Consider the following 17,137-nt stretch of genomic DNA (forward strand, 5'->3'; position numbering starts at 1 on the left):
TAAAAAAGAACTCGGGAATAAATTACATCCCGAGTCTTTTCTTCATCATTTTCTGAATATTGAATTTTCCACCTCTGAAACCTTTCAGAGCTGTCTGCATGGTTTTGTGGTATTTAAGAAGCTCCCTTACTTCCTCAGGGCTGCAGCCCGAGCCTCTTGAAATCCTTTTTATCCGGGAACCGCCAATGATTTTTGGATCAGCCATTTCTTCTTCTGTCATGGAATCCATGATTATTTTGTAATTCTTCATCTTGTCACTTGTAGCCTGGAACATCTCATCCGAGAGCTTAGCGCCCCCCATTCCACCTAATCCCATGGGCAGCATGGACATAATCTGTTTGAGAGGCCCCATCTTGTTCATGGCTTCAAGCTGTTTGTACATGTCCTTGAGGGTGAATCTTCCCTGCATCATGGCTTCGACATTTACATCTTCTTCGCTAAGGGTCTCTTCAGCCTTTTCCATTAGGCTTTTAAGGTCTCCCATGCCAAGAAGTCTTGAAATGAACCTGTCAGCTTCGAACTTTTCAAAATCTTCGGGCGTTTCCCCAACACCGATAAAGGCAATCGGGGCTTTTGTTTCGGAAACGGCAGATAGGGCTCCGCCTCCTTTTGCAGTCCCGTCAAGTTTCGTTATAATAACGCCTGTGATTCCTACAGAATCATTAAAGGCATGGGCCTGCTGGCTTGCCTGCTGTCCGATACCTGCGTCCAGCACCATGAATTTGTGGTTTGGCTTGGCAACGGCATTGATCCGTTCCATTTCATCTATCAGATCGGCTTCAAGGGCATGCCGGCCTGCGGTATCCACAATTTTCACGTCGTATTTTTCCAGGGCTTTGAGTCCGTTTCTGGTAATTTCAACAGCGTCAGGGTTGTTTTCTTCTCCATAGAAAGCTACATTGAGCTTTTCACAGAGGATTTTAAGCTGGTGATATGCGCCAGGACGGAAGGTATCTGCGGCGATAACCCCTGCTTTAAGTCCTTTTCTCTGGAAGTAGCGAGCAAGCTTTGCTGTACTGGTAGTTTTTCCGCTCCCCTGAAGCCCAACCATCATTATAATCTGCGGCTTGAGCTGAATCTCAGCTCCCTTGCCAATAATTTCCATCAGTTCTTGGTATACAATGCGGATTACGTGCTCCCTCGGATTCATACCTGCAGGAGGGTCTTCTTTCATTGCACGTTCTTTGATTCTCTGGGACATTCCCATAACAAGTTTTACATTCACGTCGGCCTGGAGCAGAGCCCGTTGGATATCTTTTACTACTTCATTGACCGTGCGCTCATCAATTCGCCCCGCGCCGATCAGCTTCTTGAGCGCTCCCTGTAAGGAGTCTCCAAGTTTTTCCATTACCATATGAAAGTCATCCTGCTCAGTTTTTGAGGATATATGAAAAGATACTCACACTTTTGACCTTGTGTAAGAAAGTAATATTCTTGAGTTATAAACAGTTAAAAGCCCGTTGTAAAGATTATGCTTTTTGATCTTGTGTAAGAAAGTAACCTTACTTAATAAGCCTTAAGTTTCAGTGGCTTAAAAACGGGATAAACAAATGGACTCTAGGTATAAATCGGTAACCGGCTATAAAAAAGTTGCCGGGTAGAAAATATGAAAACGTACTAATTGTTATAACCAAACAGATTAAGAAAGGAACTTTTCATAGCGGGGGATGGATTCGAACCATCGGTCTACGGGTTATGAGCCCGTCGGGATCTCCTGGCTACCCCACCCCGCTACAGGGTTTTATTGTCAGGCCATTCAGCCTGGGATAACTATCAGAACATACGAACTATTATTTATATACTTTTCGGTTGGCTTTTAAGTTTTATAATTTATTGGGGACGATATCTTTATTTAATAAAGTTTTGTAACTAATTTAATTTTCTTCATACCTTGTTTTTCTGCCAGTTGTTTTTCCTTTTCTTTGATTTTTCCGGAAACATATTTGAAATCCAGAATCCTAAATCATAATATGACAAAATGCCTATTCTGTGGAGTTTATTGTGAAGTAAAGTGCGGAGTTTACTGTGAAGGCTATCCTGGAAGTCAAGGGGAAAAAGAAAGGGAAGAAAGTAAGGAGATTCTTGGATGCACACAAATTGGTACATCCTATATCTGCGAAAATTGCCTTAAGGATCTAAAACAGGCTCTTGAATCCCTGTAATAGGTCAACTAGAAGAGAATCTTTCACTTGAGGTTAAATAACCCTTCTCCTTTACCTAATGAGAAGGATAAATCTAGATAGGGTAGATCTAACCAATATTTAGACAACTTCAATGTTAAGTGTAAAGTTTTCTTCCTCTCCGGTTACTTTCTCCCAGGGCCTTTTATATATTCCTGTTACTTGCTGGCTGCCTTCAGATACGGCTTTAATTTCCCATAAGCGGACCCCTCCTGCTCCAACAAGAGGTTGCCCGATTCCTTCAGGCTGCTCTGGAGGATAGTATTCTCCTGAGATATTATTGAGCCCCTGACTGAGATTAAGTTCCCATGAATAACCTGTTGTCGGGTTTTCTTTAAGCCTGAGGAAAAATGTGCTTCCATTTTCAAGACCTATACTTGTTCCGCTGTCAGCCTCGGTTATTACCTGTTGCCTCGGTGGCATAGAGCCGGAAGCTTCTTGAGGCGCATTATCTATCGCCAGTTCAAAAGATCCGGTTACTCCGTTTACATTTACAGTGTAGTTTCCGGCTTTAAGGCCTCTGACTTCGAGGGGAATAGTCTCTGTAAAACTCTCTAAAGCTTGGGTACAGATCGCATCTCTCGGGCGTTTTGTACTGATATTGATATTGAAGACGTTTCCATCTCTTTCATTTTTTATTTCGTTGATTTCAGTACATCCGTCAGGAAGGTAGCCTTCTGCTATCACCTGTATCTGTACGGGAAAAGACTCAAGGGTAACAATCTGGATACTCTCTACATTTGCAGTACCATATATGTAATCGCCTCCACTAGCTCCCTGACTATTGTTTGTTCCATTGACTCCCTGACTATTATTTATTGTATTTCCTTTTTCGGTTTCGTTCTGTTCTTCACCAACACAGCCGGAAAAAATAACCATAAAGACCGCAAATAAAACTACTGTAATTTTTGTATAATTCCAAACCTTGTTGCTTGTTCCTATTTTCATTCTTTCCCCTCTTCTTATTCTTCTACTTTTATTCTCTCTAATACGTTTATGAAAAATATATGCCTGTTTGGATTTATCCTTTGTTTAAGCTTCAGTTCTATTCGCAGCTTTGTAGGTCAGTTTTCATTTTTGTTTACTTAATTATATTGAGATCTTTTATGATATCAAATTTTTATAAATTTATTTATAAACTTTTTCATATACAGATATCAATGAATATATTTAGTATTGTAGCACGATTGTTAAAGTTCAATTCTTATTTTTCATTACAAACTTGTGAAATTTATACATACTATCCATTTAATTGTTTATAACGCCGTTAACTCTACATTTTATGCTCATAAGTATCAATTTGTATTTTCAAGTTTTAACGAGATAATTTTCGTAGTCAAATAGGAAAAATACTTAGAATTGGCATTCAAGAAGGCTCTAACTTGAATTCGCAGAAAATATCTAGTACAAGCACAGAATACAAGTCAAAAGAAGTGAGAAAATTAATTTTTTTCTACGAACTCAAGTAAAGATCCGGTGGTATTTAATTGAGAATTGCAGTTATTACGCAGGGTATTTCTAATATTTTTGAATTCATCGTTAGATCAGGACATGAGGTAGTGGGAATTGTTGAGTGCTCTCGGGAGAGTGAATCTAATTCGTTCCTCAAAACAATAGGAGAGTTTTTTGCAGGTGTCTATTACTCATTCACCTTGAATCCTTTAAATTTAAAATTTTCTCTAAAAAACTGAAAAATCCCTATTACTATTTAAGGAAAGGAGAAAATGAGAACCTTGAAAAATGGATGAAGAATCTACAGCCTGATCTCATAGTATATTCTATGTCTCATCTCTTAAAGGAGAACATATTTAGTATCCCAAAATTTGGGACTATTAATATCCATTATTCACATCTTCCGGAATACAGAGGGCCAGCTCCTCTTTTCTGGGAATACTATGATTATGTCCTGAATCCAGGAGTGACCTATTCATTATATAGATAAAGGCGAGGATACCGGAGATATCATTTTCCAGGAAAGGGTTCCTATCAGCTCTGGTGAAAAACTTGAACAAGTTACTCAGAAATTATTTTTTACAGGAATAAAGTTGCTTTCAAAGACAATGGATACCATTGAGAAAGGAGGCGTTCCCAGAGTAAAGCAGTCCTTAACTATACTCCAACGGTGAGAGCCAGAAAAATCAAACCTGATGAGTATAATGAACTCATAAGATGGAACGAGTGGGATGTTGGAAGAATATTTCATTTTTTAAGCGGTACTCCAAAGTATCACTACACTCTGCTGAAGAAAACAAGCTTGCACAAACTTGAGCTAACAATTAATATTTTAAATAAAAAAATGTAATGTTTCCGGATACGAAGTAGGAGATTTTTATAAGGAGAATTCAAAACGCTTTTTTGCTTGCAAAGACGGGAAAATATATGTCAATCTTACTCTCTTATTTGCAAGTTTTCTCCTGGATTTACCCTTATATCTCCTGAGCCTGCTCTTTGTAATGCAGAATTAGATCTTCAGTCCATTTCAAAGCCGCAGGCTCGAATCCTATAATAGTTTCTTGGTCAAAAATCCCTTTCGAAGTAAGAAAATCAGCAGCCATGAAGCATTCGGTCTTAACCAACATAGCAATTTTTATCTCTTTCTTAGAAATAAAAAGTCTCCTTTTTTCTCTGGCCAGACAAAGTTTCAGTTCTTCTTCGAAATCAGTTTTCAGTCTTTCCCAGATTTTTCTTGTTACTACAAGGGTTATTTTGATATCATAGTCTTTGTTTGCTATAAATATTTCAGAAAATACTGGATGAAATATTGATGAATAAAAGACGATCTCTTTTGATTTTCTAATGTTCTCCATGAATATGGGGGAAGGCTCAAAGATATTATCAGGGTCAGGTTTAACAAGGAAGCAAGATTTTAATTCATTAAGCCTTTCCAGAAAGGGGTTGGGTAAGGCGGTGAGATCGCGGTCCTCCCAGTAATCCTTATTCTCCTCAATGACCATCAGAGTATCAAGCAGAGGCTCCATTTTTTCGACCACGATCTCCGCAAGAGGTGTTAGCCTGTACTCCCGGTCTTCCTGAAGAACTAAATGTTCATCCTTAAGTTTTTTGATTTGAGGGAGCATACCTGTAGAGGTAACGTTCAGACTGTCTGTGATCTCCTCTATCGGTTTTCCTCCTTTTTTGAGCAGGAGCAAAAGGTCTTTTCTCTTCTGGGACATAAAGAGGAGGTCTATTAGAGATTTGTCCATTAATTTCACTTTCCAGATCTTGCGCTTCTGCGAAAGATTCATTTTTCCTTCGATTTTTCAGAAAGGGTTTCTAAAGGAATTTGCTATTTCTATGAGAGCGACTTTAGAGATATTTGAAGTTAACTTTAGTTATATCATATCAATATAGAAAGAATTTCTAATATACTTTTTTAAGTATCCCTTTTTAATCTTATTCTGTTCTTTTTTAATCTTTTCATGTGTTACCTTTGACAAGATAAGAAACCTTAAAGTCTATAACTAAATTATATAGCTCGAATATAGAGCCTGGGAAGTGATACTTCTTAATTGCTAGTATCCTTACCATGTGTGCGAATTCCGGATCATGGAGGACTTTGCATCGAATCATTCAAATGTGTGATTACAAACTGGGACTACATTTATAACTTGTGCCGAAATGTCTCTACTGAAATCAAACGTTCTGGATATGAACCGGATGTGATTATTGCTCTTGCAAGGGGAGGCTGGTTTGCCGGGCGAGTGCTCTGCGATTTTCTAGGGATTGATGACTTATCCAGTTTGAAAGTCGAGCACTACATAGGAGCCACGGCTATTGAGACTGGTGAGCCTTATATTCGATATCCACTTTCCGACGATGTGATGGGAGGAAAAAAGGTACTTATTGTAGATGATATCGTTGATACCGGAGAAAGTATGCTTAGTGCCAAGACTTACGTGGAAAGTCGCAATCCTACCGAAGTGAGAACCGCTACATTACAGTACTTGGGGAGCTCGAAAATTGACCCAGATTATGTGGGCGAACGACTTGAGGATTGGGCTTGGATTGTCTATCCTTGGAACTTCATGGAAGATATGATAAGCATCCTGACTAAATGCATGAGAAAAAACCCTAAAAAATCCTGGAATATTGAGGATCTTAAACACAGCCTTTACATAAACCATGATCTGGACTCTATTGTCTTTGAAGTCACCCAGCCAGGAAGGCTTCCTGAAATACTGGAAGAAATGGAGAGAGTGCGCAGAGTCAGTTCCGAGATCATCAATGGAAAGAAGCATTGGAGGCTTTTATAATAAGCTTTGTTATTAATTTTCTTCCTGAGCGAGCTAATAGCTTATATTTTCAACTGGAAAGACTGAAGGGATCTACAACAGAAGAAGATGTTTTTTACTTTTATTGGCTGGAGCTATATTTTTCGTTCAAAAGAAGGCGTTAAGCTGTAAATACAAATATACATATCTGTTCAGGATATCTATATTTAAAATATCCATAAAGCTATCACTGTAGCCACTTTGTATCTTCATTTAAATCTCAATCCAGAATAGCAGATTGGTCTAAAATCCATGATGCCAGATTGGTCTAAAATCCATGATGCCAGATTGGTCTAAAATCCAGAGTAGCATATTGATATAAAATCCGAGTACATTATTGTATTATTTATAATAAATTAATTCATTTCAACAAATTAATCCACTTATATTAATTCATTAACAACAAATTAATCACTATCTATTACCGGTGAATTCATGCCCCACAGATGTACCAGATGCGGAACCATTTTTGAAGACGGAGATTCTGTCATCCTGAGCGGTTGCCCAAACTGCGGTTGGAATAAATTCCTTTATGTAAAAAAAGAATGTGAAGGTTCGGAAAATCAGGTAAGGCCTGCTCTGGAAGAACAAAAGTTGGATTTGGAATCCTCTCTGGATGAAGTTGTCAAAAATATTGATGAGGCTCTTGCCTCTGAACAGGAAAACACAAAGCAGGAACCAGAAGCCGAGAGGGAAACAGATGAAGAAAGAGTAGAGTCCGTAAGAATTCTTGGGCCTGGCTCTTACGAACTTAACTTGGACTCTCTTCTTGAAAGAAAAGAACTTGTTATGGCAATCCGAGAAGAAGGATCTTATGCTCTGCATTTACCTTCGGTTTTCAGCCAGCAAAAAGAAAAACCAAAAGAAAAACCAAAATCAAAAAAGCAGAAATAAACTTTAAATTCCCGAAATTTCCCGGAGATTTCTTATCTAGATATTTTTGAGAATAAATTCCGGATATCTTATTGATTAAAGCATAGAAACCTATGCTTTTAGCCTGAAAATATGATTAGCTTACCTTATTTTTGTTAGTTTTCGTTCTAAACTTTTTCTTTAAATATTTCTCAATATATTATAGCTTTATTTTTATATTCTGATTAATATATATCTCCTACTGGCACTTTCTATTTTTTTATTTACGAATGAAGAACGCTGACAATGGAAACATTTATATCTCTTCAGTGCTAACTAGGGGTTACTATCATGTGCATTCTCCTTTCCAGCTAGTCTTCCGGGCAACGTTTCAGACAGGAATTATAAGAATTCCTGTTATAATTTACTCAAGATTGGATACATATAATCAATCAAAAATAATAATCACAAAAAATCTGACATTATTGCCTTAATATTCCATAATTTATACGATTTTCAGAGGAAAATAATGGACTCAGCAAAATTACTTGACATCCTGGGGAATGAAAACCGCAGGAAGATTATTCAACTTCTTGCAAACCGCCCATGCTATGTCAGTGAGATCTCTAGCAGGTTGGGAGTAGGGCCAAAAGCCATAATAAGTCACTTAGGTTTACTCGAGCAGGCAGGACTTATAGAATGCAGTATAGATGAACAAAGGCGTAAGTACTTCAATATCGCAAACAATATGAGACTTGAAGTGTCGGTATCTCCATATGCCTATACAGTAACATTACACGATATTACTCTTGATAGGGAGAAACAAGAAGAATCTCCTGTGAAAAAGGAGATTCCTGCCGGGGAAGGGTCGTCAGCTTTCTTTCTTAAATTGAACAGCAGACTTGAGGAGCTCAAAACAAGGCAAGAAGAACTTGCACAGATGCAGCAACAGCTCCAGGCTGAGTACACGGAAGTTATGGATCGTTGTCTGGACTCAATTGAAAGGGTTGCCAGAAGTTCTGTAGAGTGTGAGCTCTTGTTTGAGCTTTTGAAAAATGAAACCACCTTAGCTACTCTATGTTACAACTTGCGCTTGCATCCGAGTATTATTAATGCTAACCTGATAGATCTTGCAGAGAGGGGTTTTATTGAGTATAGTATCAAAAATAACCAGTATTACTGGAAAATACGTGAGACTGGAGTTGAGAACGAATGATTGAGGAAATGAATTTGAGAGTTGCTGAAGCTTATCATAAGGACGTGGGTAGGGGAATTGCAAGGATTGACACCCGCCTTATGCAACAGATGGGGCTTGTAAGTGGGGATATAATTGAGATCTCAGGAAGAGCCAAGACCTACGCAATTGTCTGGCCAAATGTAGAGCGTGAACAAGAAAATCGGATCCGGATCGACGGAAACCTGCGCAGTAATGCAAAAGTGGGGATTGATGACAGGGTTACAATCCAGAAGGTCCAGGCAAAACACGCTCAGAGAGTTACCCTTGCTCCTTCTCAGCCTGTAAGACTTGTTGGAGGGGCTCACTATATTCTAAGAATTATTGAAGGAAGACCTTTGAACAAAGGTCAGCAGATCAGGGTGGAAACTGTAAATAATCCTCTGACTTTCGTGGTTTCATCTACAAGGCCAGCAGGACCTGTCGTTGTCACTAAGGATACAGAGATTGTCATCAAGGAAAAATCAGTTGAGGAGATCAAGGTTCCAGAAGGAATCTCGTATGAGGATATTGGTGGGCTTAAACGAGAAATCCAACTTGTCAGGGAAATGATTGAGCTGCCGCTAAGACATCCTGAACTCTTCCAGAAGCTTGGAATTGAGCCTCCTAAAGGGGTTTTGCTTCATGGGCCTCCAGGTACGGGCAAGACAATGATTGCAAAAGCAGTTGCAAGTGAAACTGATGCCAATTTTATGACTATCAGCGGTCCTGAAATCGTTTCAAAGTATTATGGAGAAAGTGAACAGAAGCTTCGTGAAATTTTCGAGGAAGCCGAAAAGGATGCACCTTCTATCATTTTCATAGATGAGATTGATTCTATTGCTCCAAAGCGCGGTGAAGTCACAGGAGAAATGGAACGTAGGGTGGTTGCCCAGTTGCTTTCCCTTATGGACGGGCTTCAGTCTAGAGGTGAGGTAGTTGTAATCGCTGCCACAAACCGTCCTAACTCCATAGATGAAGCTCTCCGCCGTGGTGGAAGGTTTGACAGGGAAATCGAAATTGGAATTCCTGATCGGAACGGTAGGAAGCAGATTCTTCTAATTCACACAAGAGGCATGCCAATTGAACAGGATGTAAGTCTTGGTGAAATTGCAGATGTAACCCATGGTTTCGTGGGAGCTGATTTATCTTCTCTGTGTAAGGAAGCTGCAATGCATGCCTTGAGAAGGATAACTCCTGAAATCGATATCGAAGAAGAAATTCCACAGGAAATTCTTGATAACCTTGTAGTCACCAAAGAAGATTTCAGGGAAGCCCTGAAGAATATTGAGCCTTCGGCGATGAGAGAGGTTTACGTTGAGGTTCCGCACGTGGAATGGGATGATATCGGGGGACTTGAAAATGCAAAGCAGGAACTTATTGAGGCTGTAGAATGGCCTCTGAAGTATCCTGAAGTCTTCAGCACTATTAGTATAAAACCGCCCAGAGGGATATTACTGTTCGGGCCTCCAGGTACGGGTAAAACCCTGCTTGCAAAAGCTGTCGCCAGTGAAAGCGAAGCCAATTTCATCAGCATCAAAGGTCCGGAGCTGCTTAGCAAATACGTAGGAGAATCCGAGCGTGCGATTAGGGAAACCTTCCGGAAAGCCAAACAGGCTGCACCGACAGTTATTTTCTTTGACGAGATCGATTCAATCGCCCCTCAAAGAAGTTCTGTCTCAGATACGCACGTGTCCGAAAGAGTTGTCAGCCAGATCCTAACTGAACTGGATGGAGTAGAAGAACTCAAGGATGTGATCATTGTTGCTGCCACTAACCGGCCTGATATGGTAGATCCTGCTCTGTTGAGGCCTGGTCGCTTTGACAGGCTCATCTATATCAAGCCACCTGATAAAAAAAGCAGGGAGAAGATCTTTGAAATTCATACACAGGGAAAACCACTTGCAGAAGATGTAAATCTCTCCGAACTTGCTGATATGACTGAGGGGTACGTAGGTGCTGACATTGAGGGCATTTGCAGGGAGGCTGCGATGCTAGCCCTGAGGGAAATTGTCACTCCAGGAGTTGGCAGAAAAGATGTCGAGAAACGGGCAAGAGAAGTCCGGATTTCAAAGAAGCACTTTGAACGTGCAATCCGCCGTGTAAAGCCTACAACATCCAGGGAAAACCTTGCAGCTTATGAACGGGGGGCTGAACTCTTTGCTAAATACTCAACTGAATTTGAAGAAGAAGCTTCCGAAGCGGAAGAGCAAGAAAAAGAAATCGAACATGAAAATGTTCCGGGTTTCTTTCAGGCTCAGTAAGCCCAATTCTTTATAGGCCGGCGCAAATACCGGTCTTTTACTCTTTAAGACTCATGACTACTGGAAAGAATAATGACTGATTAATATTTAGCTGATTTAATTAATCTTAACCTGATAATTGTACAAATGGATAAACTAATAATGGGGTAATTATATGGATAGAGACAGAAAAACAAGAAGAGATTTTTTTGATGAAGTCTTCGGAATTGATCCTATTAGGGACGTGGACGACATGTTCGAACGCCTCAGTAGGGCAATGGGTATGAGTGCGGAAAATTTCGGTCAGTCCCCTTTCATCTACGGATTTTCCTTAACCCAGAGACCAGGAGAAGAACCTGAAATCCGCGAATTTGGAAATATTCCTACATTTGAGCAGACCACGACCGGAGAAAAGAGTTATCTTGACATAAGAAAACCCTTGATTGATATACTGGAAGCCGAAGATACCATACATGTAATTGCTGAGATTCCGGGTATCGAGAAAGAAAATATCAGACTGAACGCAACTGATTTAATGCTTGACATCGAAACAATACATGGGAATCCGAAATATTCCGAACGTGTAGAACTGCCCGTAAAGGTGGACCCCCAGAGTGCAAAAGCTACATACAAAAATGGTGTGCTGGAAGTTACCTTTAAGAGGCTGGAATCCAGTTCCCGAACCTCAATAAACATTGAGTGATATTCTGGAAATTACACTGTAAGTGTAACAGCACGAGGAAAAGCAGAGGTAATAATGGTGGGCACAAGAAAAAGAAAGGATTTCTTTGAAGATTTTGGACCTGAATTTTTTGATAACCTTGAAGATATTATCAACGCCCTCCTGGAAGATCTGGGAGAATCCGTCCCTTTCGTTTACGGATTTTCTATCATTCATCGCCCGGAGGAAGATCCCGAACTCCGGGAGTTTGGAAATGTTTCGGAACGTTCTGAAGATGAAGAGAACCTCTTCCCCTCCGAAATAAGAGACCCTTTAATTGATATCTTTGAAAGCGAAGAGCTGGTGCATGTACTTGCAGAACTCCCGGAGATTGAAAAAGAAGATCTCCTGCTGCATGCGACTGCTCAAAATCTCGAAATAAGGATTATTGGGACATCTGAATATTCACAGGATATAGAGCTTCCATCCCGTGTGGACCCTAAGAGTGCAAAAGCCAATTATAAAAATGGAGTGCTTGAAGTCACTTTCAGACGTTGTGCTGATGAAATTCCCATTGAAATCGAAATTAATTGATGTCCAACAGATTGAAGAGCTGATTGAAGGAGTACCTAATAAAAACACACCGAAAACTGCTTGAAAATTGTAAGTGTAAAAGTTAAGTATTCAGTTCTGATAAACCATACGTTAAATAGTAATTAAAAACATATAGTATGCAGCTCCTCTAAAAAAGAAGATACTGTTAGTTTAAACCAAGGTTATACCTTTTAATGCATACTATTTGTATATTATATTTATGCTCTTCTACACATTTTTTAATCACTTTAATACTTTTATCTTCCGTTTTTAACTTTAATTTACCATTTGTGTCTTATTTTATGAGTTGCCCACATTTCGATTTTGATATGGTAATATACTGCTTTTTTGTAATACCTTCTCATATTTTATCTCAATATTCTATTTTCTTAATTTGGGTGTTGAAGCTCTCAACAATAACCGATCTAAATTATGGGGATATAATATAAATTCAAAAATATATATTTTATAAAATATAACATCGCCTACTTAGTATAAATAAGATTCGATTGATTGTAAAAAATTATAACCAAAAAATCTGCGACTTCATGTTATAATTTTTATAATTGTGAATCTTTGTGTAATCAGCCTTACTTTCAATATGAACAAAAGCAAAAAGTATATATGCATGATTGTTTAACAGGGAATCTATAGTCCCGAAATAACAAAAAAGCATGTGTAGTCGAGGACAAAAACTCAAGATATTATCTGGTTAGAGGAACTTGACTCCTCTACATTGGGACCAGAATCAATCTTGTGTGGAAGGTGCTAGATAACCGTGCAGTGATTCGAAAAATGTAGAAGGTCTCATCAGTAGAAGAACCCAATATTATGCGAATAAGGAAGATAAAAGTGACAGAAATATCCCCTCTTCAAGAGCCAAAAATACATCTAGATAAGGCTTCCATTAGGAAGTAAATTAAAAATCTTTCTCATACGCACAGATATTGAATTAATCTATGGAAAAATGAAGAGGCCGTTGTAAAGCCAAAGAATTCGGGGCTTTTCAGTATAATGTTAGTTAATTTAAGGCATTTTGTAATCTACAGTGCTCACAATTAATAATTTTACTTATCAATAAACAGTATACTTGTTACTTCTTTCATATATTGACCAACTATTTTATCCTCTAAAAACAGAGCTTTAGGCCTTTAGAGGGCTCAAATGTATACAAAATAGTGTATAGGCTTACTTTACTGTGAACACTATAGACTACTATAGACTAAATAGTAAAGGAGGAATAATTAATGGGTCTTGAACCAGGAATTTTAGCTGGGTTTCTTGTAATATTTCTTGCCGTACTTCTAGGTCCTTTTAAAATAAAAATAATTGAAGAAAATCTGGAGGTCTTCCTGTTTGTCTGCGGAATTGCTGCAATGACAATTGCAGGTTTTGTCGAACTTCCGGGATTAGAAACAGGCTGGAGAATGGAAATAATTGAAGAAGCGTTGACTTCTCCGCTAAGTTCTTTACATATTGCCGGTATTCCAATAGGCATATTTCAGATCGTGCTTGTTGTCGGTTTAATCATCTATAAATGGCATGAACCTATCCATAAAGCCATTCGGAAAATGGCTTCAGCGCTTTCTCTTAAGGTTATGGCTTTTATCCTTGTTGCCGTGCTTGGTCTACTTTCCAGTGTGATGTCCGCCATTCTTGCGGCAATCATTCTCGTTGAGATGGTTAATGCACTGCCTCTCTCACGAAAATCCAAGGTAGACCTGACAGTCATTGCATGTTTCTCAATCGGCCTTGGCGCTGCTCTTACCCCTCTTGGCGAACCACTTTCAACAATTGCTATCTCAAAACTCTCAGGTGCGCCTTACCATGCCGATTTCATGTTTTTATTTAATATGCTTGGCCTCTATATTCTTCCAGGCATTCTTGTGTTCGGTCTTATTGGAATGTTCTTCCTTGGAAAAGTCGATATGAACGATCCCGGGATGAAAGCTGAAGAATATAACGAGACTCTAAAAGATGTCATTATGAGGGCTGTCAAGGTCTATCTGTTTATCATGGCTCTTACATTCCTTGGAGACGGTTTCAAGCCTATTATATTCGAATATTTTGCACAAATCCCCGCAACAGTCCTGTATTGGGTAAACATGGTCTCTGCTATTCTGGATAATGCTACTCTGGCAGCAGCTCAAATAGGGCCTAACCTTACTGAACCTCAGATTAAGGGTATCCTTATGGGGCTTTTGATTGCCGGCGGAATGCTGATCCCAGGAAATATCCCAAACATCATCTCTGCAGGCAAACTTGGTATAACCAGTAAAGAATGGGCAAGACTTGGAGTCCCCATGGGACTAGTCACGATGGCTATCTATTTTGTCATCATCTTTGTGTTTAAAATTTAAGCTCAAAATTGCTCATAAGTATAACTTGGGTTCAGTTTCAAGATCCAGTAGAGAGAATACACGCTAAATTACTGGATTTTGGAACTGGATCAGACTCTGCAAAACAGTATAAAATTGAGTCTATCTTACAGTATTCTCTTCAAATTCTATGGGAAACGAGTTTCAAGGATTTTTCAGGAGATTTGATAATTTAGCGCTCCCTTATATTCAATTGGTATTGAACAAATTGGAAAAACGTACTGACAGGATTGATTTTATTTCTTAAAGCTGCCAGAATTCTTATTTTCAATTTGAAAACTCTTACTTGAATTTGAAGAAAATATACTTATTCGGTTAAGCTTCACAGTACTGTTTTTTATTGCAGACTCTCTATTATCGTTATCAGAAATCAATATTTAATTTACAGTTTTTTGTTTTGTAGTCATTAATTCTAGTACTCAACTTGAACTATTTGTTATTTTTTTCTAAATTTCATCTCCGCGTTAATTGTTTTTCTCTTTAATTAGCAAGTTTTTTTTCAATCTACGAGACTTAAAATTTACAATCCGCCGAAAAGCTTTCTAAACACATAAAAACGAAGAAAATTTATACTTGACAAAAATCTGAAACTTCTCTTCCATAGATATCTGATTGGAAACCCTCACGGGCTGTGTAAATTCTCAGATCTTCTACTCCAAGAAAATATTAAATATATAATATCTCTTCCTCCTTGCCGATTTTCCACATTGTGCACAAAAATGTCATCTAGTTTCTCAATTAGGCAGCAGCATAAATAAAATTCTACTTTATGAATTATTTTATGGATAAATAGGTGAATAAAATCTGCATTTGTATATTATAAATGTAGAATTATAAATTTATTTGAACTAAAATTTTTGTACTTAATGTCAACTTTTGTAGATAAAACAATTTACGAAGTTAGCCAAATATATGAATTAATGCAAAGCTATATGATTTTCCCGAATTTTAGACCGAAAGTAATTTCTGTATCTATTAAAATGCATTACTGGTAAAACTCCTTATAATATGTAAATAGACCCTATTTGTAAAAAATATAAAATTTATATTGAATATTAAAGACTAATATATTATTAAAGAATAAATAGCGCAAGTCTTTATAAGACAAAAACATTCTAGGCTCTAACACTGTTTAACAGTATGTTATTCAGACTTTGTGGTTTAATAATATTAGGAGGAAAAAAAGTAATGGCTCTTGAACCAGGTATTTTAGCTGGGTTTCTTGTAATATTTATTGCCGTACTGTTCGGCCCTTTTAAAATAAAAGTTATTGAGGAAAATCTGGAGGTCTTCCTGTTTGTCTGCGGAATTGCTGCAATGACAATTGCAGGTATGGTCGAACTTCCAGGCACAGAAACAGGCTGGAGAATGGAAATAATTGAAGAAGCATTGACTTCACCGCTTAATGCTTTAAATATTGGCGGCATTCCAATAGGCATATTCCAAATCGTGTTGATTGTCGGGTTAATTATCTATAAATGGCATGAGCCGATTCAAAACGCAATCAGGAAAGTAGCCGCAGCTCTTTCTCTTAAAGTTATGGCTTTTCTCCTTATTGTCGTGCTTGGTCTATCTTCAAGTGTAATGTCTGCTATTCTTGCGGCAATCATTCTTGTTGAGGTAGTTAATGCATTGCCTATCTCACGAAAATCCAAGATCGACCTGACAGTTATTGCATGTTTCTCAATCGGCCTTGGTGCTGCACTTACTCCTCTTGGCGAACCTCTTTCGACAATCGCTATCTCAAAACTCTCAGGTGCACCTTACCATGCTGATTTCATGTTCTTATTTAATATGCTTGGGAAATATATAATTCCAGGCATCCTTGTCTACGGTATTGTTGGAATGTTCTTCCTTGGAAAAATTGATATGAAAGCCCAGGGAGCAAAAGCCGAAGAGTATAACGAGACTCTAAAAGATGTCATTATGAGGGCTGTCAAGGTCTATCTGTTTATCATGGCTCTTACATTCCTTGGAGACGGTTTCAAGCCTATCATAGTCGAGTACTTCATACAAATCCCCTCGGGGGTACTCTACTGGGTAAACATGGTCTCTGCTATTCTGGATAACGCTACTCTTGCAGCCGCTGAGATAGGACCAGCTATGAGTGAGTTACAGATAAAGAGCATCCTTATGGGACTTTTGATTGCTGGCGGAATGCTGATTCCAGGAAATATTCCGAATATTATCTCTGCAGGTAAACTTGGTATAACCAGCAAAGAATGGGCAAGACTTGGAGTCCCCATGGGCCTTATTACGATGGCTATCTATTTCGTCATTATCTTTGTGTTTAAAATTTAAGCTCAAAATTGCCCATCAGTGTAAATAGGATTCAGTTTCAAAATCCAGCAATTTTATTTTGAATTTGTCACTGGATTTTGAAACTGAATCTTGATAAAATCTTTTAAGCAATAAAACTGTAAAGAAATGGTTACAGTTTTAGTGTACTATCTTCAAATTCGATGGAAAAAGCAATTCTATAAATTTTCGTCATATCTATGAATTATTAGGATTTTAAAAACATATTAAAATATTTACCTAATGCCATAAGTATAGGATGTAAATTATTGTATATTCCTTTACCGGAAAATTTTCCATCGAATTTGATAAAATATATTTTTCGTTAAGTATTGCATTTATTCTCATTCAGTATTTTTAAGATTATAACCTTAATTTGACATTAATACGAAAATAAGAGTACTTATTTTTATATTAATGTCAAATTAAGGTTATAATCTTAAAAAT

Annotated in this window: 14 protein-coding genes and 1 tRNA gene; 11 read left to right on the forward strand and 4 right to left on the reverse strand. The window is 38.1% G+C overall.

Annotation, left to right across the window (positions count from 1 at the left end; all coding sequences use genetic code 11):
* Positions 1 to 22: 22 nt before the first annotated feature.
* Both BP549_RS15365 and BP549_RS15370 read right to left on the reverse strand, forming a co-directional pair.
* Positions 23 to 1,354, reverse strand: coding sequence for a signal recognition particle protein Srp54 (locus BP549_RS15365; protein WP_292382074.1), 1,332 nt, complete (start codon positions 1,352 to 1,354; stop codon positions 23 to 25).
* 304 nt (positions 1,355 to 1,658) lie between these two features.
* Positions 1,659 to 1,733, reverse strand: a tRNA-Met gene (locus BP549_RS15370).
* Between the two features lie 237 nt (positions 1,734 to 1,970).
* On the opposite strand from BP549_RS15370, the gene BP549_RS15375 reads away from it, so the two are divergent.
* Positions 1,971 to 2,162 carry a hypothetical protein gene (locus BP549_RS15375; RefSeq protein WP_292382076.1) on the forward strand — a complete coding sequence of 64 codons (192 nt, stop codon included), beginning with the start codon at positions 1,971 to 1,973 and terminating at the stop codon, positions 2,160 to 2,162.
* A 99-nt stretch (positions 2,163 to 2,261) separates the two neighbouring features.
* On the opposite strand, the gene BP549_RS15380 is transcribed toward BP549_RS15375, so the two are convergent.
* Entirely contained in the window at positions 2,262 to 3,128 is an 867-nt protein-coding gene (locus BP549_RS15380) for a protease inhibitor I42 family protein (protein WP_292382078.1), read from the reverse strand.
* Positions 3,129 to 3,867: 739 nt separating this feature from the next.
* Here BP549_RS15380 and BP549_RS15920 point away from each other — a divergent pair.
* Both BP549_RS15920 and BP549_RS15925 read left to right on the forward strand, forming a co-directional pair.
* Positions 3,868 to 4,122: a formyltransferase family protein gene (locus tag BP549_RS15920; RefSeq protein ID WP_394339091.1), complete on the forward strand. Its 255-nt coding sequence runs from the start codon at positions 3,868 to 3,870 to the stop codon at positions 4,120 to 4,122.
* Positions 4,123 to 4,165: 43 nt separating this feature from the next.
* A complete protein-coding gene (locus BP549_RS15925) occupies positions 4,166 to 4,306 on the forward strand; it encodes a hypothetical protein (protein ID WP_394339092.1) in 141 nt (46 codons plus the stop codon).
* Positions 4,307 to 4,606: 300 nt separating this feature from the next.
* Here the strand turns inward: BP549_RS15925 and BP549_RS15385 are convergent, their stop codons facing one another.
* Entirely contained in the window at positions 4,607 to 5,425 is an 819-nt protein-coding gene (locus BP549_RS15385; RefSeq protein ID WP_292376975.1) for a helix-turn-helix transcriptional regulator, read from the reverse strand.
* 285 nt (positions 5,426 to 5,710) lie between these two features.
* Between BP549_RS15385 and BP549_RS15390 the strand changes: the two genes are divergently transcribed.
* The 8 genes from BP549_RS15390 (at position 5,711) to BP549_RS15425 (ending at position 16,693) form a co-directional block, all read left to right on the forward strand.
* Positions 5,711 to 6,433 (forward strand): phosphoribosyltransferase, encoded by a 723-nt coding sequence (locus BP549_RS15390; RefSeq protein WP_394339089.1) that lies wholly within the window; start codon positions 5,711 to 5,713, stop codon positions 6,431 to 6,433.
* A gap of 453 nt (positions 6,434 to 6,886) precedes the next feature.
* A complete protein-coding gene (locus BP549_RS15395) occupies positions 6,887 to 7,345 on the forward strand; it encodes a Zn-ribbon domain-containing protein (protein ID WP_292376974.1) in 459 nt (152 codons plus the stop codon).
* A gap of 487 nt (positions 7,346 to 7,832) precedes the next feature.
* Positions 7,833 to 8,519 carry an ArsR/SmtB family transcription factor gene (locus tag BP549_RS15400; protein ID WP_292382080.1) on the forward strand — a complete coding sequence of 229 codons (687 nt, stop codon included), beginning with the start codon at positions 7,833 to 7,835 and terminating at the stop codon, positions 8,517 to 8,519.
* Complete coding sequence (locus BP549_RS15405; RefSeq protein ID WP_292382081.1) at positions 8,516 to 10,780, forward strand: CDC48 family AAA ATPase; 2,265 nt, start codon at positions 8,516 to 8,518, stop codon at positions 10,778 to 10,780. The genes BP549_RS15400 and BP549_RS15405 overlap by 4 nt, the downstream gene beginning before the upstream one ends.
* Before the next feature lie 154 nt (positions 10,781 to 10,934).
* On the forward strand, positions 10,935 to 11,462 hold the full coding sequence (gene hsp20, locus BP549_RS15410; RefSeq protein ID WP_292382083.1) for an archaeal heat shock protein Hsp20: 528 nt from the start codon (positions 10,935 to 10,937) through the stop codon (positions 11,460 to 11,462).
* A 54-nt stretch (positions 11,463 to 11,516) separates the two neighbouring features.
* A complete protein-coding gene (locus BP549_RS15415) occupies positions 11,517 to 12,014 on the forward strand; it encodes an Hsp20/alpha crystallin family protein (protein ID WP_292382085.1) in 498 nt (165 codons plus the stop codon).
* A 1,247-nt stretch (positions 12,015 to 13,261) separates the two neighbouring features.
* Positions 13,262 to 14,374, forward strand: a complete 1,113-nt coding sequence (locus tag BP549_RS15420) for a DUF1646 family protein (RefSeq protein WP_292382087.1) — start codon at positions 13,262 to 13,264, stop codon at positions 14,372 to 14,374.
* A 1,206-nt stretch (positions 14,375 to 15,580) separates the two neighbouring features.
* Positions 15,581 to 16,693: a DUF1646 family protein gene (locus tag BP549_RS15425; protein ID WP_292382088.1), complete on the forward strand. Its 1,113-nt coding sequence runs from the start codon at positions 15,581 to 15,583 to the stop codon at positions 16,691 to 16,693.
* Positions 16,694 to 17,137 lie beyond the last annotated feature (444 nt).

The sequence above is a fragment of the Methanosarcina sp. UBA289 genome (assembly GCA_002496565.1).
In the GTDB taxonomy this organism is placed as follows: Archaea; Halobacteriota; Methanosarcinia; order Methanosarcinales; family Methanosarcinaceae; genus Methanosarcina.